The sequence below is a fragment of the Stenotrophomonas sp. STK16_22 genome (assembly GCF_051984505.1).
Taxonomy (GTDB): Bacteria; Pseudomonadota; Gammaproteobacteria; order Xanthomonadales; family Xanthomonadaceae; genus Stenotrophomonas; species Stenotrophomonas maltophilia_A.
Genome location: NZ_CP196972.1, coordinates 3,811,076 through 3,837,782, shown reverse-complemented (window position 1 = coordinate 3,837,782; position 26,707 = coordinate 3,811,076). Strand labels below are relative to the sequence as shown.

General features: G+C 67.0%; 21 protein-coding genes and 1 tRNA gene. 6 read left to right on the top strand and 16 right to left on the bottom strand.

Annotated elements, in window-relative coordinates; all coding sequences use genetic code 11:
• Window positions 1-193 precede the first annotated feature (193 nt).
• The 7 genes from pepQ to rph all read right to left on the bottom strand — a co-directional run bounded on the left by pepQ (window position 194) and on the right by rph (window position 7,440).
• A complete protein-coding gene (pepQ, locus tag ACSYAO_RS17775; RefSeq protein WP_049461725.1) occupies window positions 194-1,525 on the bottom strand; it encodes a Xaa-Pro dipeptidase in 1,332 nt (443 codons plus the stop codon).
• Between the two features lie 75 nt (window positions 1,526-1,600).
• A complete protein-coding gene (locus ACSYAO_RS17770; protein ID WP_010484030.1) occupies window positions 1,601-1,975 on the bottom strand; it encodes a PilZ domain-containing protein in 375 nt (124 codons plus the stop codon).
• Window positions 1,972-4,251: a DUF1631 family protein gene (locus tag ACSYAO_RS17765; RefSeq protein ID WP_149908742.1), complete on the bottom strand. Its 2,280-nt coding sequence runs from the start codon at window positions 4,249-4,251 to the stop codon at window positions 1,972-1,974. Before ACSYAO_RS17765 ends, ACSYAO_RS17770 begins: the two co-directional genes overlap by 4 nt.
• Window positions 4,252-4,452: 201 nt before the next feature.
• Window positions 4,453-5,679 carry a radical SAM family heme chaperone HemW gene (gene hemW / locus ACSYAO_RS17760; protein ID WP_049461727.1) on the bottom strand — a complete coding sequence of 409 codons (1,227 nt, stop codon included), beginning with the start codon at window positions 5,677-5,679 and terminating at the stop codon, window positions 4,453-4,455.
• Window positions 5,680-5,735: 56 nt separating this feature from the next.
• On the bottom strand, window positions 5,736-6,332 hold the full coding sequence (gene rdgB / locus ACSYAO_RS17755; RefSeq protein ID WP_049461728.1) for an RdgB/HAM1 family non-canonical purine NTP pyrophosphatase: 597 nt from the start codon (window positions 6,330-6,332) through the stop codon (window positions 5,736-5,738).
• Entirely contained in the window at window positions 6,329-6,718 is a 390-nt protein-coding gene (locus tag ACSYAO_RS17750; protein WP_032956062.1) for a VOC family protein, read from the bottom strand. The genes rdgB and ACSYAO_RS17750 overlap by 4 nt, the downstream gene beginning before the upstream one ends.
• Window positions 6,715-7,440 (bottom strand): ribonuclease PH, encoded by a 726-nt coding sequence (gene rph / locus ACSYAO_RS17745; RefSeq protein WP_012512000.1) that lies wholly within the window; start codon window positions 7,438-7,440, stop codon window positions 6,715-6,717. Before rph ends, ACSYAO_RS17750 begins: the two co-directional genes overlap by 4 nt.
• Before the next feature lie 124 nt (window positions 7,441-7,564).
• On the opposite strand from rph, the gene ACSYAO_RS17740 reads away from it, so the two are divergent.
• On the top strand, window positions 7,565-8,425 hold the full coding sequence (locus ACSYAO_RS17740) for a YicC/YloC family endoribonuclease (protein ID WP_019661992.1): 861 nt from the start codon (window positions 7,565-7,567) through the stop codon (window positions 8,423-8,425).
• A gap of 151 nt (window positions 8,426-8,576) precedes the next feature.
• On the opposite strand, the gene ACSYAO_RS17735 is transcribed toward ACSYAO_RS17740, so the two are convergent.
• From ACSYAO_RS17735 to fdnG, 9 genes are all read right to left on the bottom strand, one after another.
• On the bottom strand, window positions 8,577-9,710 hold the full coding sequence (locus ACSYAO_RS17735) for a Fic family protein (RefSeq protein WP_049461729.1): 1,134 nt from the start codon (window positions 9,708-9,710) through the stop codon (window positions 8,577-8,579).
• A gap of 182 nt (window positions 9,711-9,892) precedes the next feature.
• Window positions 9,893-10,972 (bottom strand): selenide, water dikinase SelD, encoded by a 1,080-nt coding sequence (selD, locus tag ACSYAO_RS17730; protein ID WP_149908741.1) that lies wholly within the window; start codon window positions 10,970-10,972, stop codon window positions 9,893-9,895.
• A gap of 26 nt (window positions 10,973-10,998) precedes the next feature.
• Window positions 10,999-11,094, bottom strand: a tRNA-Sec gene (locus ACSYAO_RS17725).
• A gap of 24 nt (window positions 11,095-11,118) precedes the next feature.
• Window positions 11,119-13,050, bottom strand: a complete 1,932-nt coding sequence (gene selB, locus ACSYAO_RS17720; protein ID WP_049461753.1) for a selenocysteine-specific translation elongation factor — start codon at window positions 13,048-13,050, stop codon at window positions 11,119-11,121.
• The gene (gene selA, locus ACSYAO_RS17715; protein ID WP_049461731.1) at window positions 13,047-14,471 is read right to left on the bottom strand and encodes an L-seryl-tRNA(Sec) selenium transferase; all 1,425 of its coding nucleotides are present in this window, start codon (window positions 14,469-14,471) and stop codon (window positions 13,047-13,049) included. Before selA ends, selB begins: the two co-directional genes overlap by 4 nt.
• Window positions 14,472-14,475: 4 nt before the next feature.
• Window positions 14,476-15,459, bottom strand: coding sequence for a formate dehydrogenase accessory protein FdhE (gene fdhE, locus ACSYAO_RS17710; RefSeq protein WP_049461732.1), 984 nt, complete (start codon window positions 15,457-15,459; stop codon window positions 14,476-14,478).
• A gap of 271 nt (window positions 15,460-15,730) precedes the next feature.
• Complete coding sequence (locus tag ACSYAO_RS17705; protein ID WP_049461733.1) at window positions 15,731-16,378, bottom strand: formate dehydrogenase subunit gamma; 648 nt, start codon at window positions 16,376-16,378, stop codon at window positions 15,731-15,733.
• A complete protein-coding gene (gene fdxH / locus ACSYAO_RS17700) occupies window positions 16,375-17,292 on the bottom strand; it encodes a formate dehydrogenase subunit beta (protein ID WP_012481154.1) in 918 nt (305 codons plus the stop codon). Before fdxH ends, ACSYAO_RS17705 begins: the two co-directional genes overlap by 4 nt.
• A gap of 10 nt (window positions 17,293-17,302) precedes the next feature.
• Window positions 17,303-20,371, bottom strand: a complete 3,069-nt coding sequence (gene fdnG / locus ACSYAO_RS17695) for a formate dehydrogenase-N subunit alpha (RefSeq protein ID WP_149908740.1) — start codon at window positions 20,369-20,371, stop codon at window positions 17,303-17,305.
• A gap of 290 nt (window positions 20,372-20,661) precedes the next feature.
• Here fdnG and gmk point away from each other — a divergent pair, with 290 nt between their 5' ends.
• From gmk to recG, 5 genes are all read left to right on the top strand, one after another.
• The gene (gmk, locus tag ACSYAO_RS17690; protein ID WP_014038334.1) at window positions 20,662-21,327 is read left to right on the top strand and encodes a guanylate kinase; all 666 of its coding nucleotides are present in this window, start codon (window positions 20,662-20,664) and stop codon (window positions 21,325-21,327) included.
• A 110-nt stretch (window positions 21,328-21,437) separates the two neighbouring features.
• Window positions 21,438-21,737 carry a DNA-directed RNA polymerase subunit omega gene (rpoZ, locus tag ACSYAO_RS17685; RefSeq protein ID WP_005410877.1) on the top strand — a complete coding sequence of 100 codons (300 nt, stop codon included), beginning with the start codon at window positions 21,438-21,440 and terminating at the stop codon, window positions 21,735-21,737.
• 106 nt (window positions 21,738-21,843) lie between these two features.
• The gene (locus tag ACSYAO_RS17680; protein WP_049461735.1) at window positions 21,844-24,006 is read left to right on the top strand and encodes a RelA/SpoT family protein; all 2,163 of its coding nucleotides are present in this window, start codon (window positions 21,844-21,846) and stop codon (window positions 24,004-24,006) included.
• 177 nt (window positions 24,007-24,183) lie between these two features.
• The gene (locus tag ACSYAO_RS17675; protein ID WP_049461736.1) at window positions 24,184-24,570 is read left to right on the top strand and encodes a RidA family protein; all 387 of its coding nucleotides are present in this window, start codon (window positions 24,184-24,186) and stop codon (window positions 24,568-24,570) included.
• 7 nt (window positions 24,571-24,577) lie between these two features.
• Window positions 24,578-26,689 (top strand): ATP-dependent DNA helicase RecG, encoded by a 2,112-nt coding sequence (gene recG, locus ACSYAO_RS17670; protein ID WP_149908738.1) that lies wholly within the window; start codon window positions 24,578-24,580, stop codon window positions 26,687-26,689.
• Window positions 26,690-26,707 lie beyond the last annotated feature (18 nt).

The window sequence follows — 26,707 nt, the reverse complement described above, 5'->3', positions numbered from 1 at the left end:
CACGCATGGCGTGGATCTACTGGCCACTGCGGCCGTTGGAACGCGCGGCTGTTGGTAGGTGTCGACCTTGGTCGACACAGAGCGAGCGCAGCGAGCGACCCGCTTCTGCTTTTCTTTTTTCTTTTCTGTGGTTGAACGCGGCAGGAAACTGTCAAAGGCCGGCTTTAGCTCCAAGCGCCCAACCACGAGGGGCTCAGCCGTTCGCCGCCGCAAACTCCGGCCGCGTCAGGTTGTCCGCCTCGCCTTCAGTGCACAGCACTTCGTCTTCAATGCGGATGCCGCCATACGGACGGAAGAAGTCCACGCGGTCCCAGTTGATTGCATCGCCATGGCCGGCATCCTTCACTTCATTCAACAGCATGTCGATGAAGTACAGGCCCGGTTCGATGGTCACCACCATGCCCGGTTCCAGCACGCGGGTCAGGCGCAGGTACGGGTGGCCGGCCGGGCGCTCGATGCGGCCGCCTTCATCGCTGGCCGCGAAGCCGGCCACGTCGTGCACCTGCAGACCGATCAGGTGGCCGATGCCGTGCGGGAAGAACGCGGCGCTGACGCCGGTTTCCACTGCGGTCTGCGGCGAGACCTTGATCACGCCGAAGTCCTTCAGGACGCCCATCAGCGAAAGATGCGCGTCCACGTGCAGCTGCTTGTAGTCGAAGCCCGGGCGCACCGCCGCGCACATCTGCTGCTGCGCGGCGTCAACAGCGGCGATCATCGCCGCGAATTCGTCGTGGCCCTGTGCGGCGTAGGTGCGGGTGATGTCGCTGGCGTAGCCGTGCGCGCTGGCACCAGCATCGATCAGGAAGCTGCGCAGCGGCTGCGGTGCCTTGCGGCCCAGCTCGGTGTAATGCAGCACAGCGGCGTGTTCGTTCAACGCCACGATGTTGCCGTAGGGCAGCTCGTTGGCATCCTGGCCGACGGCCTGGCAGTACGCCATGTGGATGCTGAACTCGTCGGCGCCGTTGCGGAACGCGGCTTCGGCGGCACGGTGGCCGCGCACGCCCAGCACCTGCGCCTGGCGCATCAGCGCGATTTCATACGGCGTCTTGCTGCCGCGGTGCCATTCCAGGTAGTTCACCACCGGCGCCGGGTTGTTCGGCACGTAGTTGCCCAGCGTGCTCTGCGGCTCGCCGAGGATCGCGCAGCGCGACGGGTCGGCCGGCAGCTGGGCCAGTGCCTCTTCGGGCTTGCGGATGATGTGGATGTCGAAGTGCTCCACCCACCAGCCACTCGGTGCGTCCGGTACCACGTGCCAGTAATCGAACGGCTGGTGGAAGATCACCGCCGGACGCTTGCCGGGGGTGAACACGATCCAGCTGTTGGGCACGCGGGTCAGCGGCAGCCAGGCCTTGAACTGCGGATTCACCGCATACGGGTAGTCGCGGTCGTCGAACACCTGGTAGTGCAGGGTGCCGCTGGGCACCACCAGATGATCGAAGCCGCCGCGGGCCAGCGCCTGTTCGGCGCGTCGGCACAGCACGGCCAGGTGGTCGGAATACAGGGCGCCGGGGTCTTGCTGGATCATTGCGGTGGCTCGACACGGAAAACGGCCCTAGATTCTGCCGCATACCGCGAAAAACCGCTGTGCCGGAACCGGCACTCAGGCCGTCGAAACCGGTCCCTCGTCGCTGTCCTCGCCCACCCACTGGCGCAGCAGCTGCCGATGTTCGCGTGACAGGGTCAGGAAGCGGAAGCCGGTCCAGCTCTGGCCGGGAACGTGTGCGGGCTCGCTCCACAGCAGGTGCACGCCCACATCGATGGCCTGCTGGCGGCCATCACCCAGTGGCAACGGGAAGCGCAGCTGGTACAACGCATCCTCGCGCAGCGGCACGCTGGCCAGCATCAGCATGCCGGTTTCGGAGACATTGCCGAGGCGTCCGACCACGCACTCGCGCATCTGGTCGGTGACCGGCACCAGGTCCGAGACCTGGCGGCGCGGCGCGCGGCGGGTGTCCTGCGGCGGTACGGCTTTCATGCGGGGGTCTCCTGTGCGCGGCCCGTGGCCAGTGCGCGCAGCGCACCAAGGCTGGCTTCCCAGGCACGGTCGACCAGCCGGCCCTTGTCTTCGGTGACCAGTTGCGCGCGCCCGGCACTGATCTGCCGTGCCAGCGTATCCAGGTCGGTATCGGTGATCTTCTGCCCGCGTGGATTGACGAACAGGGCGTGGCCGGTCAGCAGGCTGTACCAGGACAGGCGCTGGCGGCGCAGCGTGCCATCACCGGTATCGATGTCGAACCAGCTGCCGAACGGCAGCGTGGACAGCTGCTGGTAGGCGGCTTCTTCGGCACTGCTGCGGGGCGTTGCAGGCGCCGTGCCGGTGGGCGCGCCGGCGTGTTCGCCCAGGCGCGCACGTGCCTTCAGGCGGGCACTGAGTTCGGTACGCGAGGTGCTTTCATCCTCGCCGCCGGGCGTGGCCAGCCTGCGCGCGACGGCCGCGGCTTCCTCGGCGTGGTAGCCGACCTGCAGCAGTGCGGCCTCCACGTCCGCTGCCAACGCGGTATCGGTGCCGCCGGGGGCGTCGATGGCCTGTGCGGTGATGGCAGCGATACGCTCGGTCTGTTGCAGGCGTTCCTGCCACTGTGGCGAATCATCGCCATGACGCAGGCGGGTGAGGGTCAGTGCATCGGCCCAGGCCTGGCGCAACAGGGTCTGCACGAAGCGCGGTGGCGACTGCGTGTCGCAGCACTGGTCGATCTGTGCGGTGGCCTGGCGACGGGCCAGTTCCAATCGTTCCTTGCCGCGCGCGGCCTCCACGTGGCGGCGCTCGGCCAGTTCGGCACGATGGGCCGCCGCGCGCTGGTGCTGCTGCACGTCTTCGTTGGCAGCGGCGAAGGCTTCCGGCGCGCGTGCATCCTGGCCGAGCAGGCCCTGCACGCTCTGCGCCATGCGCTGCAGCAGCTGCGGATCGACATCGTCGTCGCCCAGCCAGTTGGCACCGACTTCGGCGATCTGGTTGAGCAGCTCACGCGCGGGATGTTCGTCGCGTACGAAGAAGCCCGGGTCGGCCATGGCCGCGCGTGCCAGGGGCACCTGCAGGCGGGCCAGCAGGGCGGCCGGCACCGGATCGGGACGTTGCTGCTGTTGCACCTGCTGCATCAGCATGCGCAGCAGGTCCAGGTTGTCCCGGTCGTGACTGCCCAGCTGGGCCTGCGCACCATGCTCGCTGCGCAGCTGCGCGACCACGGCCGCTTGCAGGTCGGCCACGCCGGTTGCCGCGCTGGACTGAGCCTGCAGACGCGCGAGTACCGCGTCGACTGCCGCACTGGGCACTGCGCCGCTGTCCGCCGGGGCAGGGCTGGCGTGCCGGGCCTGCTGCAGCAGCTCATGCAAAGCACTGCCGGTGGATGTGGTCACGCCCGGCGTGGCGGGGCCGGCTGCACCACCCTCGTGGAAGGCGTCCTGTACCAGGCTGGACCAGGAGCCGGCCGGTGCCGAACCGTTCCAGCCGGTCAGGGGGGCCGCGCTGCGCTTGGCCGGCTGCGTGGTGCGGCCGCCACCCACCGACTGGGTGATGATCCGCCGCGTGCTCGACGAGCGTGCCAGGTAGGGGGTGTAGACCAGCCCCGGCAGTACGCCGGACTGGGCCAGCAGGGCATTGGCACGGTCAAGGATATCGCCCAGCCGTTCCAGCACCTGTCGTTCGAAACTGCGATACAGCGCCAGCTGTACGTCGACGCTCAGCGCGTCCTGTTCGGCAATCCGGCGCACCATCGCGCACAGTGCCTGCGGCGCCAGCGGCAGGGTGTCGGCCTCGAAGGCCGGCGCCGCCGCCAGTACCCCCAGGCGTTGGCCGAGCAGGTTCAGTGTGTTGGTTGAACGCTGGGTTTCGCGCCGCACCATCTCGGTCAGCAGCAGGTCGCGATCCACTTCGTGCTCATCAACCAGCGACAGCCCGAGCATGCCCGGCAGCGCTGGCGGCGTAGCACTGGTGCTGACACCGTTGGCCGGTTCGCGCAACCGTGCGAGGGCGTCGGCAACGGCATCGAGCATGCGGTCGGCGAAGTGGCCAGCGAAGGCGTGCAGCTGTCCACGCTGGGCCATCAGTTCGGCCTGCTGCTGCGGATTGCGTGCGCGATCGGCGTCGTGCAGCAGGGTCTGCTCCAGCGCTTCGACAGTCAGGATCAGGGGCGCGGCCAGCGTCTGCCGGCACAGGCCGATCAGCGCGCCCAGCAGCTCACGTACCCGCGGTGGCAGGTCGCTGGCGGCCAGGCGGTTCTTGTCGGCAGGAGTGATGGAAAAGACAGCTGACATCGGCAGGCGGTATCCGGATTCCCGCGGATCGATCTGGTGAATCTACCGTGTCGGCCGCTGTCGGCGCTACTTTAGGGCGAATGTGCATCCCATTCGCCGGGCATGGCCCGACCGATGAACGGTAGTGCCGGCCGCTGGCCGGCAATCCGCGCCGATCGAGCTGCCGGCCAGCGGCCGGCACTACCCCCTGTCAGGCGAGGATCACTCCTCCAGGAACAGGCTCACCACATCGTTGGTGAAACGGCGGCCCAGTTCGGTCGGCTGCACATGGCCATCGGTCACGTCCAGCCAGCCGCGCTGCACGGCCTCGGCCAGCGGTGCATCCAGCACGCTGCGCGACAGCCCGGTACGCGACTCGAAATCGCGCAGGCCGAAGCCTTCGTGCAGGCGCAGCAGATTCAGCATGTACTCGAAGGGCAGGCGCTCAGGCGCGATCACATCGTCACCCCCGAACGAGGCCGGGGTGCCCGCGCTGTCCAGATAAGCCTGCGGATGCTTCAGCTTCCAGCGTCGCAGCACGTGTTCCTCGGCGCCCGAGCTGATCTTGCCATGCGCGCCGGCACCGATGCCCAGGTAATCGCCGAAGCGCCAGTAGTTCAGGTTGTGCGCGCTCTGCCGGCCAGGGCGTGCGTAGGCGCTCACCTCGTACTGGCCGAAACCGGCCTGCGCCAGCAGCGCCTGGCAGTGTTCCTGCATGTCCCAGGCGTTGTCTTCATCGGGAATGCCCTGCGGCGGCCGCGCGAAGAACACCGTGTTCGGTTCCAGGGTCAGCTGGTAGTGCGAGATGTGTGCCGGCTGCAGCGCGAACGCGCGTTCCAGATCAGCCTCGGCACCGGCCAGGGTCTGTTCCGGCAGCGCGTACATCAGGTCGATGTTGAAGTTGTCGTAACCCGCGTCCTGCGCCATCTTCACCGCGCGCTCGGCTTCGCCACTGTCGTGGATGCGGCCCAGGCGCTTGAGCATCGCATCGTCGAAACTCTGGATACCGAAGCTGAGGCGATTGACGCCGGCCGCGCGATAGCGGTCGAAGCGGCCATGCTCGGCGGTGCCCGGGTTGGTTTCCAGGGTGATCTCGGCATTGGGCGCGAAACGCAGGCGTGCACTGGCCTGTTGCAGGAAACGGTCGATTGCTTCCGGCGGGAACAGGCTGGGCGTGCCGCCACCGAAGAACACGCTGTGCACCACCCGGCCCCAGACCAGCGGCAGGTCCTGGTCGAGGTCGCGCAGCAGCGCATCGATGTAGGCATCGAACGGCAGCTCGCCCTTGGCCTGGTGCGAATTGAAATCGCAGTACGGGCATTTGCGCACGCACCACGGCAGGTGCACGTACAGCGACAGCGGGGGTGGCACCAGTCGTACCGAAGTGTCGTGGTCCGCCGAACAGGCTTCGCCGGGCAGGTGGTTGCAGTGGTCGTGGGCGTGCGGCATGGGCTTCTTCGGTAGTGCCGGCCGCTGGCCGGCTTCCCTGGTTCGATCGGGTGGCGTCAGTACAGCGTCGCCAACTGCTGCTTGAGCTGTTGCAGGGCGAGGGCACGGTGGCTGATGGCGTTCTTCAGTGCCGGCTCCATCTCCGCGGCGGTCAGGCCGTGGGTGGTATCCAGGAACACCGGGTTGTAGCCGAAACCATTCGTGCCGCGCAGTTCGCGGATGATCTGGCCCTCCCAGCGACCTTCGCAGATCAGCGGCTGCGGATCGGTGGCGTGACGCAGCAGCACGATCACCGCATAGAAGCGGGCGCCGCGCTGGCCATCGGGAACGTCGGCCATCGCCTCCAGCAGCTTGGCGTTGTTGGCCGCGGCATTGGTCGGGTGGCCGGCATAGCGCGCGCTGTAAAGGCCCGGCGCACCGCCGAGGGCATCGACGATCAGGCCGGAATCATCGGCCAGCGCCGGCAGGCCGGTCGCTTCGCAGGCCGCGCGCGCCTTCAGCAGCGCGTTCTCTACGAAGGTCAGGCCGGTTTCTTCCACGTCGCCCAGGCCCAGCTCGGCGGCCGAGGTGATCTGCAGCGGCAGGTCGGCGAGGATCTCCTGCATCTCCACCAGCTTGCCGGCGTTGTGGCTGGCCAGTACCAGTTTCTTCATTGACGGGGCTCCAGCAGGTCCCAGGTGTTGCCATACAAATCGCGGAACACCGCGACCGTTGCATAGGGTTCTTCGCGCGGCGCTTCCAGGAACTCGACCCCGGCGGCCAGCATCGCCGCGTGGTCGCGGTGGAAGTCATCGGTGTTGAGGAAGAAGGCGACGCGGCCACCGGTCTGGTTGCCGATGCGGCTGCGCTGTTCCTCGTCGCTGGCACGGGCCAGCAGCAGGGCGGCAGCGCTGCCGTCGGTCGGCCCCACCACCACCCAGCGCTTGTGGCCCTGGTCGATGTCCTCCAGCAGTGCGAAGCCGAGCTTGCCGGTGTACCAGGCAATGGCTTCGTCGTAGTCGGCCACCACCAGGGTGGTCAGGGCGATGCGCCGGTTCATGCCGACAGCGCCGCCTGCTGTGCGTCCAGCAGCTCGCGCACGCCCTTTTCGGCCAGGCCCAGCAGCGCGTCCAGTTCATCGCGGCGGAAGGCATGGCCTTCGGCGGTGCCCTGCAGCTCGATGAAGCCACCGCCGTCGTTCATCACCACGTTCATGTCGGTGTCGCAGTCGCTGTCTTCGGCGTAGTCCAGGTCCAGCACCGGGGTGCCGCGGTAGACGCCGACCGACACCGCTGCCACCGCGCCCAGGATCGGGTTGCGCTTGATGTCGCCGCGCTTCATCAGCACATTCACCGCATCGACCAGGGCCACGTAGGCGCCGGTGATGGCGGCGGTGCGGGTGCCGCCGTCGGCCTGCAGCACGTCGCAGTCGAGGGTGATGGTGCGCTCGCCCAGCGCGTTGCGGTCCACGCAGGCACGCAGGCTGCGGCCGATCAGGCGCTGGATCTCCAGCGTGCGGCCGCCCTGCTTGCCACGGGCCGCTTCGCGGTCGCTGCGGGTGTGGGTGGCGCGCGGCAGCATGCCGTACTCGGCGGTCACCCAGCCTTCGCCCTTGCCGCGCAGGAAGCCCGGCACGCGGTTCTCGACGCTGGCGGTGCACAGCACACGGGTTTCACCGAAGCACACCAGCACCGAACCTTCGGCGTGGCGGGTGAAGCCGCGTTGGATGACGACCGGGCGGAGCTGGTCGGGCTGGCGGCCGCTGGGGCGGGAATCGGACATGGTGCGGGTTCCGTAATGGCGAGGGAGTACGCCGCCACGCCCGCAGCCTTCACGGGGCGGGCAAGGGGGCTCTGGTGAGGGCGCTAGGGTACCATTCCCCCTTTGCACGCACCGGACACAATCCATGATTCGAAGCATGACCGCCTATGCCGGCGGCGAGCGGGTCACCCCGTGGGGCACGCTGGGCTGCGAGCTGCGCTCGGTCAACCACCGCTTCCTGGAGGTCGGCACCCGCCTGCCCGAGGAACTGCGGGCGCTCGAGCCGCAGTTGCGCGAGCGTATCGCCGCGCGCCTGAGCCGCGGCAAGCTGGATCTGGTGATGCGCCTGCGCGCGCCGGAAGCGGCCGCCAACCTGCAGGTGGACGAGGCCCTGCTGGGCCAGCTGGGCCGCCTGGCACACCGCCTGACCTCCGATTTCCCCAATCTGCAGGTCAGCTTCACCGATCTGCTGCAGCTGCCGGGCGTCACCCGTGGCGAGGCCACCGATGCCGCCGCCCTGCAGGTCGAGGCACTGGCCCTGCTGGACCAGGTGCTGGATGGCTTCGTCGAGGCCCGTGAGCGCGAAGGCGGCAAGTTGTCGGCCGCCATCAGCGAACGCGTGGACGGTATCGAACGCATCGCTACCGAAGTGCGCACCTTGATTCCGGCCATTCGCGACGGCCAGCGCGCCAAGCTTGCCGCACGCCTGGCTGACCTGCCGCACCCGGTCGACCCCGGTCGCGCCGAGCAGGAACTGGTGCTGTGGCTGCAGAAGCTGGACGTGGATGAAGAGCTGGACCGCCTCGGCAGCCACATCGTCGAGATCCGCCGCGTGCTCAAGCAGCGCGAGCCGGTCGGCCGCCGCCTGGACTTCCTGCTGCAGGAGTTCAACCGCGAAGCCAACACGCTGGGGTCGAAGTCGGTGGACAGCCGTACGTCCAATGCCGCGGTGGAGCTGAAGGTGCTGATCGACCAGATCCGCGAACAGGTGCAGAACATCGAGTGATAGGGCGTGCCCGGGCGTGCCGTCAGGTCATCGAAGATGCGTGCCCTGGCGGTTGGGACGAGCGTGTGATGGGTGATCATTGATCCGCCTGGGTACGCATTTGGGGGATATTCAACGTCTCCCCTTCGATGCGCGGGCTGCGCCTACCTCCCTAGCGCTGCAGCAGTTCGGTGTATTGCTTGTAGCTGAACTGCTGGTTCCGTTTCTGATTCCCGGTACCGACAAGGACGTCAACGCTTTGCAGGACTTTGACAGCCGCGCTGGCGGTGGGAAATGTCACCCCCAGCCTTTCAGCTGCAAATGTAATGGTGAAGCGCGGCATCGTAGGCAGCATTTCGAACAAGCGGATCGCCTGCACCGTGCCGTCTTTCGCAGCCATGACCTTTCTCCGGTCGGCTGCGATGAGTGAGGCGATGTCGATGATGTTTCTTTGGGCGTTCTCGGCGGCTTCGGTCGTGCAGTCGAGGAAGAAGCGGATCCAACTCTCCCAGTCGCCATCGGCGCGGATGGCCGACAGAAGCCGGTAGTACTCGTCTTGATGTTTCTTGAGTTCGCCAGAGACATAGAGCAGTGGCTCCGGCAGCAGCTTCCAGTCTTCCAGCAATGCTGCAATCAGCAAGCGGCCTATGCGCCCATTGCCATCAAGGAACGGGTGGATCGTTTCGAACTGTGCATGGATCAAGGCAATGCGGACCAGAGGAGGAAGGTCTGTCGTAGGCTCGTGGATATAGCGCTCCATCTCACCCAGCAACCGTCCGACTTCCATGTGAGGAGGGGGGACGTAAAGAGCATTGCCTGGCCGGGTACCTGCGATCCAGTTCTGGGAGCGGCGCACTTCACCAGGTAACTTCTGCTCGCCGCGCGCACTGTTCAAAAGGATGCTATGTGCTTCGCACAACAGGCGCGTTGAGATCGGCAGGCCCCAATCGTGTTTCAGCTGGTCTCGCACATACGCGAACGCTTGCAGGTAATTCGTCACGTCGCTGACGTCTGTGGTACTGGCCACGTCGATTCCGGATTCTTGATCCAGCAGATCCGTCAGTGTCGCCTGAGTTCCCTCCATCTGGGAGGTCAACAAGGCCTCCTTGCGGATGGAGCTGTAGATCAGCCATTCAGCAGAAGCGACCAAACCTGACATGGCGGAGAGCCGTCCCAGCGCCGCCTCGGCTGCCGCATTGGCCATGTAGCAAGCAGGATCAAGGGGCGGCAATGGATGGGGCACGAAGGCCTTGACAAGCTCGCCGCCCGAATCGGTGGTGGTGTAAGTGCCGGTGGTCCTGGGCATTTGCGCTCCTGGCGAGGCGTTGTTAAAGGGATCTTTAAGAATCCCGGCCGCTATTAAAGCATGCTTTAATAGTGCTGAGGTTGCTCCCAGTGGCACGTTATCCGAGCAAACCGATGAAGTGGTGCCGCCGCCATGGCTGCGGATCTCAACGACGGGGGATGCGCGCCCGAGGCAAGAACATCTCAAACCACCCTGACGCCCGCCGCTCCCTCGCTCAAGCGCCCCAGCACGGCCGCCTGGCCGAACCCCGCATCGTTGAAGCAGGCCAGCACCGCATCCACCGCTTCCGGGGCGCACGACACCAGCAGGCCGCCGCTGGTCTGCGGGTCGGTCAGCAGTGGCTGCCAGTGGGCGGCCATGCCCTCGGCGAAGCGCACCTCGGCGCCATACGAGGCCCAGTTGCGGTTGGAGGCGCCGGTTACGCAGCCGCGTTGCAGCAGGTCCAGGGTCTGCGGCAGCAGCGGCACCTGTGCACTGTCCACCTCGGCGGCCACGCCACTGGCGCGGCACACTTCCAGCAGGTGGCCGAGCAGGCCGAAACCGGTGACGTCGGTCATCGCGTGCACGCCATCCAGCGCGGCAAGGGACATGCCCACGCTGTTCAGGCGGGTGGTCGACTCGATCATCTGACGGTAGCCCTCGGCATCCAGCACTTCTTTCTTCAGTGCCGACGAATACACGCCCACCCCCAATGGTTTGCCCAGCACCAGTACGTCACCGGCGCGGGCATCGGCATTGCGCTTGAGCCGTTGCGGGTCGAGCACACCGATCGCGGCCAGGCCGTAGATGGGTTCCACCGAATCGATGCTGTGGCCACCAGCCACCACGATGCCGGCATCAGCACAGGCGCGTTCGCCACCCTGCAGGATGCCGCGGATGGTGTCCTGCGGCAGGCTGTTGATTGGCATGCCGACGATGGCCAGTGCGAACAGCGGGCGCGCGCCCATCGCATACAGGTCCGACAGCGCATTGGTGGCGGCGATGCGGCCGAAGTCGAACGGGTCGTCGACGATCGGCATGAAGAAGTCGGTGGTGGCGACGATCGCCTGATGGTCATCGAGGCGGTACACCGCCGCGTCGTCGCTGGTCTCGCGGCCGACCAGCAGCTCGGCCGGTGCCGGAAGCGCCGGAACGCCACGCAGCAGTTCGGTCAGCACGCCGGGCGCGATCTTGCAGCCGCAGCCACCGCCATGCGCGAGAGACGTCAGTCGTTGCGGGGCATCGGCCGTTGAAGGAGCGGGGGACTGCGCGTGCGTGGCCATGCCGACATCTCCTGCGGAAACACGAATGGCGGAAGGCAGCAGGAGTCGAACCTACCAGGGAACGATCGACGCCCCCTACTGGGTTTGAAGCCCAGCCGCATGCCCGGATGCGCATGCCTTCCGAAAGTACGGCGGTACCGGTGGGCTCAGTCGCGGGCCGCGTTCCACTGCAGGTCGCCGCGCGGCCGATGCTGGTCACCGACGCGTCGAGTGTAGCCAACGCGATTGAAGAACTCCAAGATCTGGATGCTGCGTTTGCGGCCCAGGCCGATGGCATCGCGGAACGCTGCCGCATCCACCGTGCCGCTGGCCTGTGACAGCTGCGCGACGATAGCAGCGAGTTCCGCAATGCGCGCGGGTGAATAAAACAAGTCCGGTACCACCTGGAACAGTTCACCACGTGCGGCGGCGCGGCGCAGGACGGCGCGGACCTCGTCTTCGGCCAGTCCGGCGTCGGCTGCCAGGGTGCGCACCCACGGTGGATCGAAGCCACCGGCATGCAGTTGCGGCAGCACGCGTTCCAGCAGAAGGCGTTCGCGTTCCGGAGGCGCATGGTCATGGCCGGGCAGGCGCCACCATGCGCCCACGCGCTGCATCGTGCCATCGGCCAGCAGGTCCTGCAGCAGTGCATTCCAGAGGCTCGCTGCAAGCGAGGGCAGGGTACTGCGCTGCAGGCGCCCGCTGTCGACGCCGGGTTCGTCGGGGCGTCGCTCATGCCATCCACGCAGTGAGGTGATTACCTGCTCGCGCAGCGCCTGCCAGTGCGGTGCGAGGATGATCACCGTGTCATCGCGGGTAGCGATGCGTCGCGCGTCCTCGGGCAGGTCGATGCGGTCGGCGGCGCGTCGGCAATAGCGTTGCAACGCGGTGAGGGGAATGCCGGCAGGTGCCTGCTGCAGCAGCGGGCCGATTCCCGTGCCTGCGGCCAGTTGCTCCAGTGCTCCCAGCCACGCCAGACGCGCAGGGCTGCGCCGACGCCGCTGCGGAGGATCCGGATCGAGCACGACGCCACCGCCCAGTGTGTGGGTGGCTGCTGAATCACGGGCGATGAAACGATCGCCACACATCGCGCAGACTGGTGCATCGAACACCAGCTGCACCAACTGACCATCGCCGTGGTCGTGGTCTTCCAGCAGCACCACATGGGCCTGCCGGTGCATCGTGCCCCAGTGGATGTGCAGCGGTGACCAGTCGCGCAGTGGCGGCGCCAGTGCGGAAAGTCGCAGGCGCACGTCGACGCGGGTAGTGGCCAGCAGCGCGCGTGGATCGGCAATCCAGTCGCCACGGCGGATGTCGTCGCGGGCGATGGCGGCCAGGTTCAGCGCGCAGCGTTGCCCAGCCATCGCGTGCTCGCTGGCCTGGTTCTGCGCATGGATGCTGCGCACGCGCACGTCGGTGGCGGCTGGCATCAGCTGCAGATGCTCACCCACCGCGGCGATGCCGCCATGTACCGCGCCGGTCACCAGCGTGCCGTGGCCGGCCAGCGAGAACACGCGGTCCACCGGCATGCGGAACAGTTCGCTGCGCAGTTCGGCCTGGCGTGTGCTGGCATCGTCCGCCGCCCACGCGTGCAGCTGGGTACGCAGTGCGCTGATGCCGGCATCGTCGGGTGCGGTGCTGTTGCAGGCGAACAGAGGGGAATCCTGCAGCGGTGTCGCGGCCAGCAGCGCGGCAATCTCGATCTCGACCCGGGCGAGGCGCGCCGCATCCACACGGTCGATCTTGGTCAGCGCCACCGCACCACGATCCACGCCCAGCAGCTGCAGGATCGCCAGATGCTCGCGGGTCTGTGGCATCACGCCGTCGTCGGCAGCGATCACCAGCAGGGCGACATCGATACCCGTGGCGCCGGCCACCATCGTGTGCACGAAGCGCTCATGGCCTGGCACGTCGACGAAACCCAGCGTCGCAGCCGGGCCTTCGGCGTCCCTGCTTTCCACCGGGACATAGGCGTAGCCCAGTTCGATCGATATACCGCGCGTTCGCTCTTCCTGCAGGCGATCGGTTTCGATGCCGGTCAGTGCGCGTACCAGGCTGGTTTTGCCATGGTCGATATGCCCGGCGGTGCCGACGATCATGCCTGCAGCGTGCTCCACTGGGCGAGGAAGTCGGCTTCGTCGGCCGGTTCCAGGCAGCGCAGGTCCAGCCACAGCGCGTCATCGGCAATGCGGCCCAGCACGGGTCGCGGCAGCTGACGCAAGCGCTTGGCCAGGCGATCCAGTCCGCCACGGCGCGCGCTGGTAATGCGCAGTCCGGCGCTGGCCAGCTGCGCCTGTGGCTGGGCGCCGCTGCCGATCTGGCTCTGCATTGGTGACCGTTCAAGATCGTAGTCGGCCGCGAGCACGGAACGCATCGGCTGCAGCAGGCGCTGAGCCTGCACGTCGAGGTCCTCCTGCGTGCGTGACAGGGTGCGCAGGGTCGGCAGTCGCTGTGCCAGCAGCTCCGGCTCGCGGTACAGGGCCAGCACCGCTTCCAGTGCGGCCAGGCCCATCTTGTCCATGCGCAGTGCCCGCTTCAGCGGGTTGCGGTTGATCCGCGCGATCAGGTCGGCGCGGCCGGCGATGATGCCGGCCTGCGGACCACCCAGCAGCTTGTCGCCGCTGAACGAAACCAGATCTGCGCCGGCCGCCAGCGTTTCCTGCACGGTGGGCTCGTGCGGCAGGCCGAAGACCGCCAGATCGCACAGACTGCCGCTACCCAGGTCCACCACCAGCGGCAGGCCGTGCTCGTGCGCGATCGCGGCCATCGCCGCGGTGTCGACCTTGGCGGTGAAGCCGGTGATCGCGTAGTTGCTGGCGTGCACCTCCATCAGCAGCGCGGTGCGCGTGCCGATGGCATTGGCGAAGTCAGCCGGATGGGTACGGTTGGTGGTGCCGACTTCCAGAAGCCGCGCACCGGCACTGCGCATCACGTCGGGAATGCGGAAGGCGCCACCGATCTCCACCAGCTCGCCGCGTGACACCACCACGTCGCGGCGGTTGGCCAGGCTGTTGAGCAGCAGCAGGACCGCCGCCGCATTGTTGTTGACCACAGTGGCGGCTTCAGCGCCGGTCAGTTCGCAGATCAATGCCTGCACCCGTGCATCGCGGTCGCCGCGACGGCCGCGGCTGATGTCGAATTCAAGATCCACCGGCGCGGTCATCGCGCGGGTGACCGCGTGCACGGCGGCATCCGGCAGCAAGGCGCGGCCGAGATTGGTGTGCAGCACGGTGCCGGTCAGATTGAACATCGGCTGCAGATCCTGCCGTGCGTCAGCGGCCAGTGCGGCCTCGACTGCTGCCACCAGCGCCGGGCCGTCAACCGCTTCCTGCAGCTGCGTGGCCGAGAGCTGGCCGGCGCTGATACGGTCGCGCAGCGCCTTCAGGTGCGAACGCAGCAGCTGGGTGATACGGCTGCGGCCGTGGCCCTCGATCAGTGCTGCCAAGGCAGGCAGACGCAGCAACCGGTCCAGCGAGGGCAGGGCAGCGGCCGATGCCGGGGTGGGGGGCGTGGCAGTCATCGCCTCACTCGCCGTCGGATTGCCACAGCAGCGGATTCTGGCTGGCGCGCGCATACCCTTCCTCGCCCAGCAGCAGGTCCAGCGCCAGCGTGCCGAGGTCGTCGGCCACCGGCTCCAGCGACGGGTCTTTCTCCAGATACAGGATCTTGCGGTAGCTGTGGCAGTGGTCGCAGGTCTCGGCACGGACCGCGCTCTCGCGCACCGCCTCGCCGCTGTCGCCGTCCACATCGGCCAGGGCGCGATAGGCGATGTCCTTGCCGGCGGCACCACACTGGCTGCACTGCACGCGTACGTAGTGCCACTGGCAGGCACACAGCGAGCACGACAGGTAGCGGTAGGAGGCATAGGGCGGCCGCGCCTGCACCATGCTGACCACCGGCAGGGTGCCGCACAGCGGGCACAGCCCCGGTGCATCGGCCAGCGGCTTCAGCTCGGTGGGGCGGAAGCTGTCCGCAAGCACCGCCCAGTAGACCTGCAGCGCGTTCATCACCAGCAGCGCAGCCACCGCATCCACCGACGGCGCGTCATCACGCTCCAGTACCGCATGCGCCTGCGCATCCAGCCACCCGTCATCGGCAGCAGCAACGCGCTGCAGTTCCTGGCGGGTTTCCGCCGGCAGGCCGGCTTCTTCAGCGCAGTGCTGGCATAGCGTGCGCAGCCAGCCGCGCCAACAGCCATCCAGCTGAAGTGTGTTGGCCGGCCGCAACGGCATCCCGGCGCCGGCCGCCGCACTCGACTGCTGTGCACGCGCCTGTGCCTGAAGCTCCTCGCGTTGCGGCGGTGTCAGATCCTCCAGCAGCGCCTGCTGCGCATCGGCCAACGCCGCCAGCAGCTGCAGGTAACCACCGATGGCACTGTGTGCAGCCAGACTGCGCAGGCGGTCCGCACGTCCGGCAAACAGCGACGCGGTATCGGGCAGGATGATGCGCGGCACATCGCGCGAGGCCAGCGTCTCGATCTCACCGGGTTCAAGGATGCGTTGCGCCATGCAGGGCCAGCCAGAAGAACCAGGCTCCATCCTCGCCGTTGTCGTCGCTGGCGTCCAGCGTGTCGAGGCAAAGCAGTCGAGCATCGCTCGACTCTACAAAAGCCGGTTTCGATCATTGCCATGTTCATCGTGTCGACCAAGGTCGACACCCACCAAAAGCACCGCGGACCTGTCGAGGGCGACCGGACCCGCCCCGCCATTCCTCAGGAAACCCGCTCTTGACGTTGATGTTGACGTTGATCCAGCGGGTGCAGGGCCGCAGGCCCTGCCGCTACCCCTCTTCCCGCCGTCCGCGCAGGATGTCCCGGAACCACTGCCGGTGATGCTTGTACGCCCACCCGTAGGTCACCTTGCCCTGGGTCATCGCCCGCACCGAACCCTTGATCCAGATCGCCGCATAGATGTGCACCACGATCGCGCACACCAGCACCCAGCCGAACAACGCATGGGCGAGCACCGAGAAGCGGATCAGCCCGATCGGGAAGAAGTGGCTGAAGTACTGCCGCCAGATCACGAAGCCGGTCAGCAGCAGTGCCGACAGGCAACCAATGATCGCCCAGAACAGCAGTTTCTGGCCGGCATTGAAGCGGCCCACCGGCGGCAGCTTCTCATCCTCGTTGCGCAGTACATCGCGCATGCCGCGCATCCACTTGCCATCGTCGGCGGTCGGCAGATTGTCGCGCCACATGCGGAACGCCAGCAGCGCAAAGCCCACCACCATGGCCAGGCCGATGAACGGGTGCAGGATGCGCGTCCATGGCCCACCGCCAAACAACTGGGTCAGCGGGAACAGGGCAGGGTGGAACAATGCCAGCCCGGACAGCGCGGTCAATACGAAGCAGATCGCCACAATCCAGTGATTGATGCGGGTCGGCGCGCGGTAGCGGATGATCTGCCGCGGGTGCGGGGCGTACTTCATGGCCGCTGCTCCTCTTCGATCTTCTTCGCCTCGTGCTCGGCTTCCTCTTCTTCCTCGTCATTGACCGTGTTGCGGCCGATGCCGATGTAGTGCAGGAAGCCGGCGAAGGCGGTGGCGGCAATCGCAAGCACGCCCAGCGGCTTGGCGACGCCCTTCCAGACCTCCACCATCGGGCTGATACGCGGGTCCTTGGGCAGATCGGCGTAGAGCTCCGGCTTGTCCACGTGCTGCAGCACGTACATCACGTGGGTGCCGCCCACACCCTGCGGGTCGTACAGGCCGGCGTTCTCGTAGCCACGCGATTTCAGGTCCTCCACGCGGCCGGCGGCATGCTCGGTCATCGCCTGCTTGCTGCCGAAGGTGATCGCGCCGGTTGGGCAGGTCTTCACGCACGCCGGTTCCTGGCCCACCGCCACCCGGTCCGAACACAGCGTGCACTTGTAGGCCTTGTGGTCCTTCTTGGAAATGCGTGGCACATCGAACGGGCAGCCGGTCACGCAGTAGCCGCAGCCGATGCAGTTCTCTTCCTGGAAGTCGACGATGCCGTTGGCGTACTGGATGATCGCGCCCGGCGACGGGCAGGCCTTCAGGCAGCCCGGGTCGCTGCAGTGCATGCAGCCTTCCTTGCGGATCAGCCACTCCAGCTTGCCCTTCTCGTCCTCGTACTCGCGGAACTTCATCACCGTCCACGACTGTTCGCTCAGGTCGGGCGGGTTGTCATAGCTGCCGACGCAGCTGCCGACCTCGTCGCGCAGGTCGTTCCACTCCATGCAGGCGACCTGGCAGGCCTTGCAGCCGATGCACTTGCTCACATCGATCAGCTTGGCGACCTGGCCGGTGTGTGCGCCACGCGCCTCCGGCGAGGGTGTGGTGGTGGCCGAGCGGCGGATGATGTCCAGGGATTGCAGTGACATGGCGTGTCTCCTACACCTTCTCGACCTTGACCAGGATGCACTTCGATTCGGGCGTCTGCGAATTGCCGTCACCGATGGCGTTGGTCAGCGTATTGGCGATGTATCCGGGCTTGGCCGCACCCAGGAAGCCCCAGTGGATCGGCACGCCCACCTGGTGCACAGTTCTGCCATCAATCTGCAGGGCCTTGATGCGCTTGGTCACCATTGCCACCGCTTCGATGTGCCCGCGCTTGGAACTGACCCGCACGCGGCTGCCGTTGTTGATGCCCAGCTCGTCGGCCAACGCCGCGCCGATCTCAACGAACTGCTCGGGCTGGATGATGGCGTTGAGCTTGCCGTGCTTGGTCCAGAAGTGGAAATGCTCGGTCAGGCGATAGGTGGTGGCCACATGCGGGAACTCGTCCGGCGAACCGATCTGTGCGCGATCGCTGGCGAACACGCGTGCCGCCGGGTTGTTCAGCGTCAGTGCCTGCCCCGGGCTGAGCGGATTGCTGCGCAGCGGGGTATCGAACGGTTCGTAGTGCTCCGGGAACGGGCCCTCGGCCATGCCGGCCTTGGCGAAGAAGCGCGCGATGCCTTCCGGGTTCATGATGAACGGGCCCATGCCGCCGGCGGGATCTTCGTCCGCCTTGAAGTCCGGCACGTCCACGCTGCCCCAGTTCTTGCCGTTCCATGCCAGCAGCGTGCGGCGCGGATCGAACGGTTTGCCGGCCACGTCGCACGAGGCGCGGTTGTACATCACGCGGCGGTTGGCCGGCCACGCCCAGGCCCAGCCCAGCGTGTTGCCGATGCCGGTGGGGTCGCTGTTGTCACGCCGCGCCATCATGTTGCCGGTCGGGCCCCAGGCGCCGATGTAGATCCAGCAGCCGGAGGACGTGCTGCCGTCGTCGCGCAGGTCGCCGAATGCGGCCAGCTGCTCGCCGGCCTTGCGCACCAGCTTGGTCGGGTCCTTTGGATCGAACACATCGGCCAATGCCTTGCCGTTGTATTCCATCGCCAGTTCTTCCGGCGTCGGCAGTTCCGGGTTGGAGTACTTCCAGGCCAGGTCGCGCACCGGCTCCCACCACGCGCCACCGTCCTTCTCGTACATCGCCTTGATGCGATGGAACAGCTCGGACATGATCTCGATGTCGCTGCGCGCTTCGCCCGGCGGATTGGCCCCCTTCCAGTGCCACTGCAGCCAGCGCGAGGAGTTCACCACCGCGCCGTTCTCCTCGGCGAAGGAGGTGGTCGGCAGGCGGAATACTTCGGTCTGGATCGTGCTCGGGTCGACGTCGTTCAGTGCGCCATGGTTCTGCCAGAAGGCGATGGTCTCGGTTTCCAGCGGATCCATGCTGACCATGAATTTCAGCTTGGAGAACGCACTGATCAGCTTGCCCTTGTTCGGCGCCGAGGCCAGCGGGTTGAAGCCCTGGCAGATGTAGCCGTGGATCTTGCCCTCGTTCATCAGCTCGTACGCCTGCAGCATGTCGTACGGCTTGTCGAGCTTGGGCAGGTGGTCGAAGCACCAGTTGTTGTCGGCGGTGGCGGCGTCGCCCCACCACGACTTCATCAGGCTGACGTGGAACTTCGGGTAGTTCTGCCAGAACGACATCTGGTTGGCGCGCAGCGGCTTCTGCGTGCGCTTGGCGATGTAGGCGTCGTAGTCCTGCTCGTCCTGTTTCGGCAGCGTCAGGTAGCCGGGCAGCAGGTCGGACATCAGGCCGATGTCGGTCAGGCCCTGGATGTTGGAATGCCCGCGCAAGGCGTTCATGCCACCACCGGCCACGCCGATGTTGCCCAGCAGCAGCTGCACCATGGTGCCGGCGCGCACGTTCTGCGCACCCACCGAGTGCTGCGTCCAGCCCAGCGCGTACAGGATGGTCATCGCCTTGTCCTTGCCGGCGGTGGACGCGATCATCTCCCACACTTGGCGGATGCTGTCGGCGGGCGTGCCGCAGATGCGTTCGACCATCTCCACGGTGTAGCGCGCGTAGTGCTGCTTGAGCAGGGTGTAGACGCAGCGCGGGTCCTTCAGCGTCGGGTCGCTGCGCACGAAGCCATCGTCACCGTACGCGTAGTCCCAGCTGGAGCGGTCGTAGCCGCGCTTCTCTTCGTTGTAGCCCGAATACAGGCCGTCCTTGAAGGCGAATTCGTCCTTCACCAGGAACGACATGTCGGTGTAGTTCAGCACGTACTCGTGCTGGATGCGGTCCTCGGTCAACAGGTAGTTGATCAGGCCGCCCAGGAACACGATGTCGGTGCCGGTACGGATCGGCGCGTACACGTCGGCCACTGCGGCCGAGCGGTTGAAGCGCGGATCGACCACGATCAGCCGGGCCTTGTTGTGTGCCTTGGCCTCGGTCACCCATTTGAACCCGCACGGGTGTGCCTCGGCGGCATTGCCACCCATGATCAGGATCAGGTCGGCATTCTTGATGTCGACCCAGTGATTCGTCATCGCACCACGGCCTAGCGTCGGGGCAAGACCTGCCACCGTCGGGCCGTGTCAGACACGTGCCTGGTTGTCGAATGCCAACATGCCAAGGGAGCGCACGACCTTGTGGGTCAGCACCGCGGTTTCATTGCTGGTGGCCGAGGCGGCGAGCATGCCGGTGGTCAGCCAGCGGTTGACCGTCTGCCCGGCCTCGTTCTTCTGCACGAAGTTGGCATCGCGGTCTTCCTTCATCAGCCGCGCGATGCGGTCCAGCGCATCGTCCCAGCTCAGCCGCTTCCACTCGTTCGAGCCCGGCGCCCGGTACTCGGGGTAGAGCAGGCGCGACTTGCTGTGGATGATGTCGGCCAGGCCGGCACCCTTCGGGCACAGCGTGCCGCGGTTGACCGGGTGGTCCGGGTCGCCCTCGATATGGAAGATGCTCGGCTCGGCATTCTTGGCACCGTCGCCGAGGCTGTACATCAGGATGCCGCAGGCCACCGAACAGTACGTACAGGTGTTGCGGGTCTCGGTCGCGCGGGTCAGCTTGTACTGCCTGACCTCCGCGAGCGCGATGCCGGGCGCGAAGCCCATCAGTGCCAGACTGGAGCCGACCAGGGTTGTCCCGGTCACTTTCAGGAACTGGCGGCGGCTCATCGATGGCATGCCGTTCTCCTGGGATGGCGGGGAGGCGCAGGCCTCCGGGCTGTCGTTGGGTACGGCCCGGTTATAGCACAGGCCCCCGGATGCCCATGTGGCACAAGGCCCGGCGCCTGCCGGACGGGCGCGCAACCGGGCCGCTCTGGTAAAGTTGCGTGCCCGCCCCCCGGGGAAGCGTCTGCCGGGCCTGGTTCCAGGATGTTCCGCGCAGCCCCCGCCGTCCTGGCGCGATCCTCCGCGCCGGATCTGGAACATCGAGGAAAAATTTTGCGAAATCAACCCGTTGGATCCCGCGCATGAGCGCCCCGTCGAAGCCGTCGGACGCCGTTGCGCGCGGCACGCTGTACATCGTTGCCGCCCCGTCCGGTGCCGGCAAGAGCAGCATCGTCAATGCCACCCTGGCGCGTGACCCGCAGATCGCCCTGTCGATCTCCTTCACGTCGCGCGCGATGCGCCCCGGTGAAGTGAACGGCCAGCACTACCATTTCGTCTCTGCGGAAAAGTTCGAGGAAATGATCGCCGCCGGCGACTTCTTCGAGCATGCCTGGGTGCACGGCGACTGGAAGGGCACCGCCCGCCAGTCGGTGGAGCCGCAGCTCGCCGCCGGCCAGGACGTGCTGCTGGAAATCGACTGGCAGGGCGCGCAGCAGGTACGCCAGCTGGTGCCGGGCACGGTCACCGTGTTCATCCTGCCGCCGTCCAAGCAGGCCCTGCAGGACCGCATGCGCAAGCGCGGCCAGGACAGCGAGGCGGTCATCGCCCAGCGCCTGGGCGCAGCCCGTGACGAGATGCTGCACTTCAACGAGTTCGACTACGTCATCGTCAACGAGGTGTTCGACACCGCCGTGGACGAGCTGTGCGCCATCTTCACCGCCAGCCGCCTGCGCCGGGAGGCCCAGAAGGTCCGCCACGCAGGCCTGATCCAAGCCTTGTTGACCCCCGATCCGGGCGCAACTGACTGATTCCAAAAGAATCGGGTAGGGGTTGGCTTGATTTTGTCCAGCCCCTGCCAGTACACTCCGTCCCCTTTCCCTCATTCGACTGAGCGGCCGACCGGTCGCCGGGAGCCCGTATGGCCCGCATCACCGTAGAAGATTGCCTGGAAGTCGTTAACAACCGTTTCGAACTGGTCATGATGGCTTCCAAGCGTGCCCGCCAGCTCGCCAACGGCGTGCAGGCCACGCTGGACAACAGCGAGACCGAGGACAAGCCGACCGTGCTGGCGCTGCGCGAAATCGCCGCCCGCAAGATCGACAACGCGCTGATCGACGAAGTCGAGAAGGCCGAGCGTGAGCGCGCCGAGCGCGAAGCGCTGGAGTGGGCTGCCGCGGAAGTGGTCGCCGACGAAGACATGTCCAAGAACGACGATTGATCGCATCGATCAACGCAATCGTTGGATGTGCCGAACAGCCCGCCCCGTGCGGGCTGTTTCGCATTCAGGATTTGCCGTAAACGTCGCGCTGGAATAGGCTTCGGGCATGAACCCAGGCCCCACTGCCAAGGTCGCCGCAGCCCCCGCTGCCGCCGTACCCGACTACGTCCTCCAGCTTGAACGCGCCGCCCATTACCTGCCGCCGGAACAGCTGCCGCTGTTGCGCCGTGCCTGGGAAGTCGGAGCCGCCGCACACGCCGGGCAGACGCGCAAGTCGGGCGAGCCCTATATCACCCATCCGGTGGCCGTGGCCCAGGTGCTGGCCGAGCTGGGCCTGGACGTGGAAGCGCTGATCGCCGCGATCCTGCACGACACCATCGAAGACACCCCGCTGACCCGTGAGGCGCTGGCTGCCGAGTTCGGCGAAGCCGTGGCCGAACTGGTCGACGGCGTGACCAAGCTGGACAAGCTGAAGTTCCGCGACCGCCAGGAAGCGGCCGCCGAGAGCTTCCGCAAGATGCTGCTGGCGATGTCGCGCGACCTGCGCGTGATCATGATCAAGCTGGCCGACCGCCTGCACAACATGCGCACGCTGGGCGCGCAGAGCCGCGAAGCGCGCGGCCGCATCGCCCGCGAGACGCTGGAGATCTATGCGCCCATCGCCCAGCGCCTGGGCATGAGCCTGGTCAAGAGCGAGCTGCAGAACCTCGGCTTCAAGGCGCTGTATCCGTGGCGCCACGCGATCCTGGAAAAGCACATCCGCAGCCAGCCGGTGGTCCGCCGCGAAGCGCTGGCGCAGGTAGAAGTGCAGCTGTCGCAGCGGTTGGCGAAGGAAGGCATCGAGCACCGCCTGGTCAGCCGCATCAAGACCCCGTGGAGCATCTACAACAAGATGCGCGACGAGAACAAAACCTTCGACCAGGTGATGGACGTGTTCGGCTTCCGCCTGGTGGTGCGCAGCGTGCCCAGCTGCTACCACGCGCTGGGTTCGGTGCATGCCACGTTCAAGCCGCTGGATGGGCGTTTCCGCGATTTCATCGCCATTCCCAAGGCCAACGGTTACCAGTCGCTGCATACGGTGCTGTTCGGGCCGTATGGTTCGCCCATCGAAGTGCAGATCCGCACCGAAGAGATGGACCTGATCGCCGAACGTGGCGTGGCCGCGCACTGGACCTACAAGTTCGGCGGCGATTCACCGAACAGCGCGCAGAGCCGCGCACACGCCTGGATCGTTGAACTGATCGACTCGCAGCGTGCCGCCGGTTCCTCGCTGGAGTTCCTCGACAACGTCAAGGTCGACCTGTTCCCGGACGAGGTCTACCTGTTCACCCCGAAGGGCAAGATCCTGGCCCTGCCGCGCAATTCCACCGCGCTGGACTTCGCCTACGCCGTGCATACCGACGTCGGCAACATGGCCGTGGCCTCGCGCGTGGACAAGAAGCTGGTGCCGTTGCGCACCAAGCTGGTGTCGGGCCAGTCGGTGGAGATCATCACCGCGCGCTCGGCCACGCCGAAACCGCAGTGGCTGGAATTCGTGGTTACCAGCAAGGCGCGCACCGCCATCCGCCACCAGCTCAAGCAGCTGGAGCACGAAGACGCCGTACAGCTGGGGCATCGCATGCTCGACCGTGCGCTGGAGGCGATGGATTCCTCGTTGGAGCGGCTGCCGAAGGGGCGCCTGGATGCGTTCCTCGCCGAGCACCGCTTCCCGCGCCTGGAGGCGCTGCTGGCTGAGGTCGCACTGGGCAACTGGATGCCGACGCAGGCTGCACAGGCGCTGATGGCCTACGCCGAACTGCGTGGCGGCCCGCATTCGCGCCACCATTCGCAGGAAAAGATCCTGATCAACGGCAGCGAGCGCGGCGTGGTCACCTTCGCGGGCTGCTGCCAGCCGATTCCCGGCGACGAGATCATGGGCTACCACACCGCTGGCAAGGGCATCGTGGTGCACCGCATGGACTGCCCGAACCTGGCCGAGCTGCGCAAGTCGCCCGAGCGCTGGGTGCCGATCGGCTGGGACACCACTGTTTCCGGCGACTACGACACCTCGCTGGTGGTGGAAGTGGAGAACGGCACCGGCGTGCTGGCGCAGCTGGCCGCCGCTATCGCGCAAAGCCATTCCAACATCGAGCGTGTGGACTACCTGGACCGTGATTTCAACGCCGCCGTGCTGGCGTTCAGCATCCAGGTGCGCGACCGAAACCATCTGGCCGAAGTGATGCGCCGCCTGCGCCGCCTGTCGGTCGTGCAGTCGGTACGCCGCCAGTAACGAGAACCCGGTGGTGCCGGCCGCTGGCCGGCAACTTCGCGGTGCTTCCGACGTTCATGGGTTTGCCGGCCAGCGGCCGGCACTACCGAAGCGGCGCGGTAGATCCACGCCATGCGTGGATGCGCCCCCACCCGGTACAATCACCGCTCTGTTTTCCCCCAAGCACCGGAGCGACCCATGTCCCGCCAGATCATCAACACCGAAAAGGCTCCCGCCGCCATCGGCCCGTACTCGCAGGCCGTGCGCGCCGGCAACACCGTGTACTTCTCCGGCCAGATCCCGCTCGACCCGGCTACCGGCGACGTCGTCGGCGCCGGTGACGTCGAAGCGCAGGCCCGCCGCGCCTTCGACAACCTCAAGGCCGTGGCCGAAGCCGCTGGCGGCTCGCTGGACAAGGTCGTGCGCCTGGGCCTGTACCTGACCGACCTGGGCGAGTTCGCCAAGGTCAATGCGGTCATGCAGGACTACTTCCAGGCCCCGTACCCGGCCCGTTCCACCATCGAAGTTTCCGGCCTGCCGAAGGGCGCCAACTTCGAGGTCGACGCGGTGATGGTCATCGACTGACCGCCACGTGGCACGCAAGGCGGCGGTCACCCCGGTCCTGTCACCGTCCGGCGAAGCATCCCTGGCGATGCTCGCCGGCGTCGGTCCGGCCGTGGCCGCCAAACTGCAGGCGCGTGGCCTGGCCACCCTGCAGGATCTCTGGCTTCATCTGCCGCTGCGCTATGAAGACCGGACCCGGCTGACCCGCATCGAAGACCTGCGCAACGGCGTACCGGCGCAGGTGGAAGGGCGGGTGGTCGCGGTCGAGCGCGGCATGCGCTACCGGCCGATGCTGAAAGTGGCGGTGGAAGACGAAGGGCAGGGCACCCTGGTGCTGCGCTTCTTCCACTTCCGCCAGCAGCAGGTCGGCCAGTTCGCGGTCGGCAACCGGCTGCGCTGCTTCGGCACGCCCAAACCCGGCCACCTCGGCCTGGAAATCGTCCACCCCAGCTACCAGGTGCTGGGCCGCAATGACGATCCCGAACTCGGCGACCGCCTCGACCCGGTGTATCCCACCGTGGAAGGCGTTGGCCCGATGACCATGCGCAAGCTGATCGGCCAGGCGCTGGACCGCCTGCCCGAGGAAAGCACGCTGGAACTGCTGCCCAGCGGCTGGCTGGATGGCCTCGGCCTGCCGTCACTGCGCAGCGCGCTGCTGACCGTGCACCGGCCGCCGCCGGATGCCGATCTGGCCGCGCTGGCCGCAGGCACCCATCCGGCGCAGCGTCGTCTGGCAATGGAAGAGCTGCTGGCCCATCACCTCAGCCTGCGCCGCCAGCGTATTGCCTTGCAGGCGCACCATGCGCCGCCGCTGGCCGGTCCCGGCAAGCTGGCCAAGGCGCTGCTGAAGCAGCTGCCGTTCGCGCTGACCGGCGCCCAGGCGCGCGTGTTCAAGCAGATCCGCGAAGACCTCGCGCGGCCCAGCCCGATGCTGCGGCTTGTGCAGGGCGACGTCGGCTCCGGCAAGACCGTGGTCGCCGCGCTGGCGGCGATGCTGGCGGTGGAGCAGGGCAAGCAGGTTGCGTTGGCTGCGCCCACCGAGCTGCTGGCCGAACAACATCTCAACAACCTGCGCGGCTGGCTGGAACCGCTCGGTGTGCGCATCGCGTGGCTGGCCGGCAAGGTCACCGGCAAGGCGCGCGCCAAGGTGATGGAGCAGGTCGCCAGCGGCGAAGCGCAGGTGGTGGTTGGTACCCACGCGCTGATGCAGGAGGCGGTGGTGTTCCAGGATCTGGCGCTCGCCATCGTCGACGAGCAGCACCGCTTCGGCGTGCACCAGCGCTTGGCGCTGCGCGACAAGGGCGCGGGCGGCAACAGCGTGCCGCACCAGCTGGTGATGACCGCCACGCCGATTCCGCGCACGCTGGCGATGTCCGAATACGCGGACCTGGATGTGTCGGCCATCGACGAACTGCCGCCGGGCCGTACCCCGGTGCAGACCGTCGCGCTCAACAACGATCGTCGTCCCGAGCTGATCGAGCGCATCGCACTGGCCTGCCAGGAAGGGCGGCAGGTGTACTGGGTGTGCACCCTCATCGAGGAAAGCGAAGAACTGGATGCCACCCCGGCGCAGGCCACCTACGAATCGCTGCAGGCGCTGTTGCCGGGCGTGCGCGTGGGGCTGGTGCATGGCCGTCTGAAAGCCGCCCAAAAGCTGGCGACGATGGTGGCGTTCAAGGCCGGCGACATCGACCTGCTGGTGGCCACCACGGTGATTGAAGTGGGCGTGGATGTGCCGAACGCCTCGCTGATGGTGATCGAGAATGCCGAGCGCCTCGGCCTGGCCCAGCTGCATCAGCTGCGCGGCCGCGTCGGCCGTGGTTCTGCGGTATCGCGCTGCGTGCTGTTGTACCAGGCTCCGCTTTCGCAGATGGCGCGCGAGCGCCTGCAGACCATGCGCGAAACCAACGATGGTTTCGTCATTGCCGAAAAGGATCTGGAACTGCGCGGCCCCGGCGAACTGCTGGGTACGCGCCAGACCGGCCTGGCCGGATTCCGCATTGCCGATCTGGCCCGCGACGCCGGCCTGCTGCCCGGCGTGCATGACCTGGCCGAACGCCTGCTGGCCCAGCAACCCGCGCTGGCCGATCGCGTGGTGCAACGCTGGATCGGCACCGCCGTGCGTTACGCCTCGGCGTAAGTGGCGGGGTCAGACCCC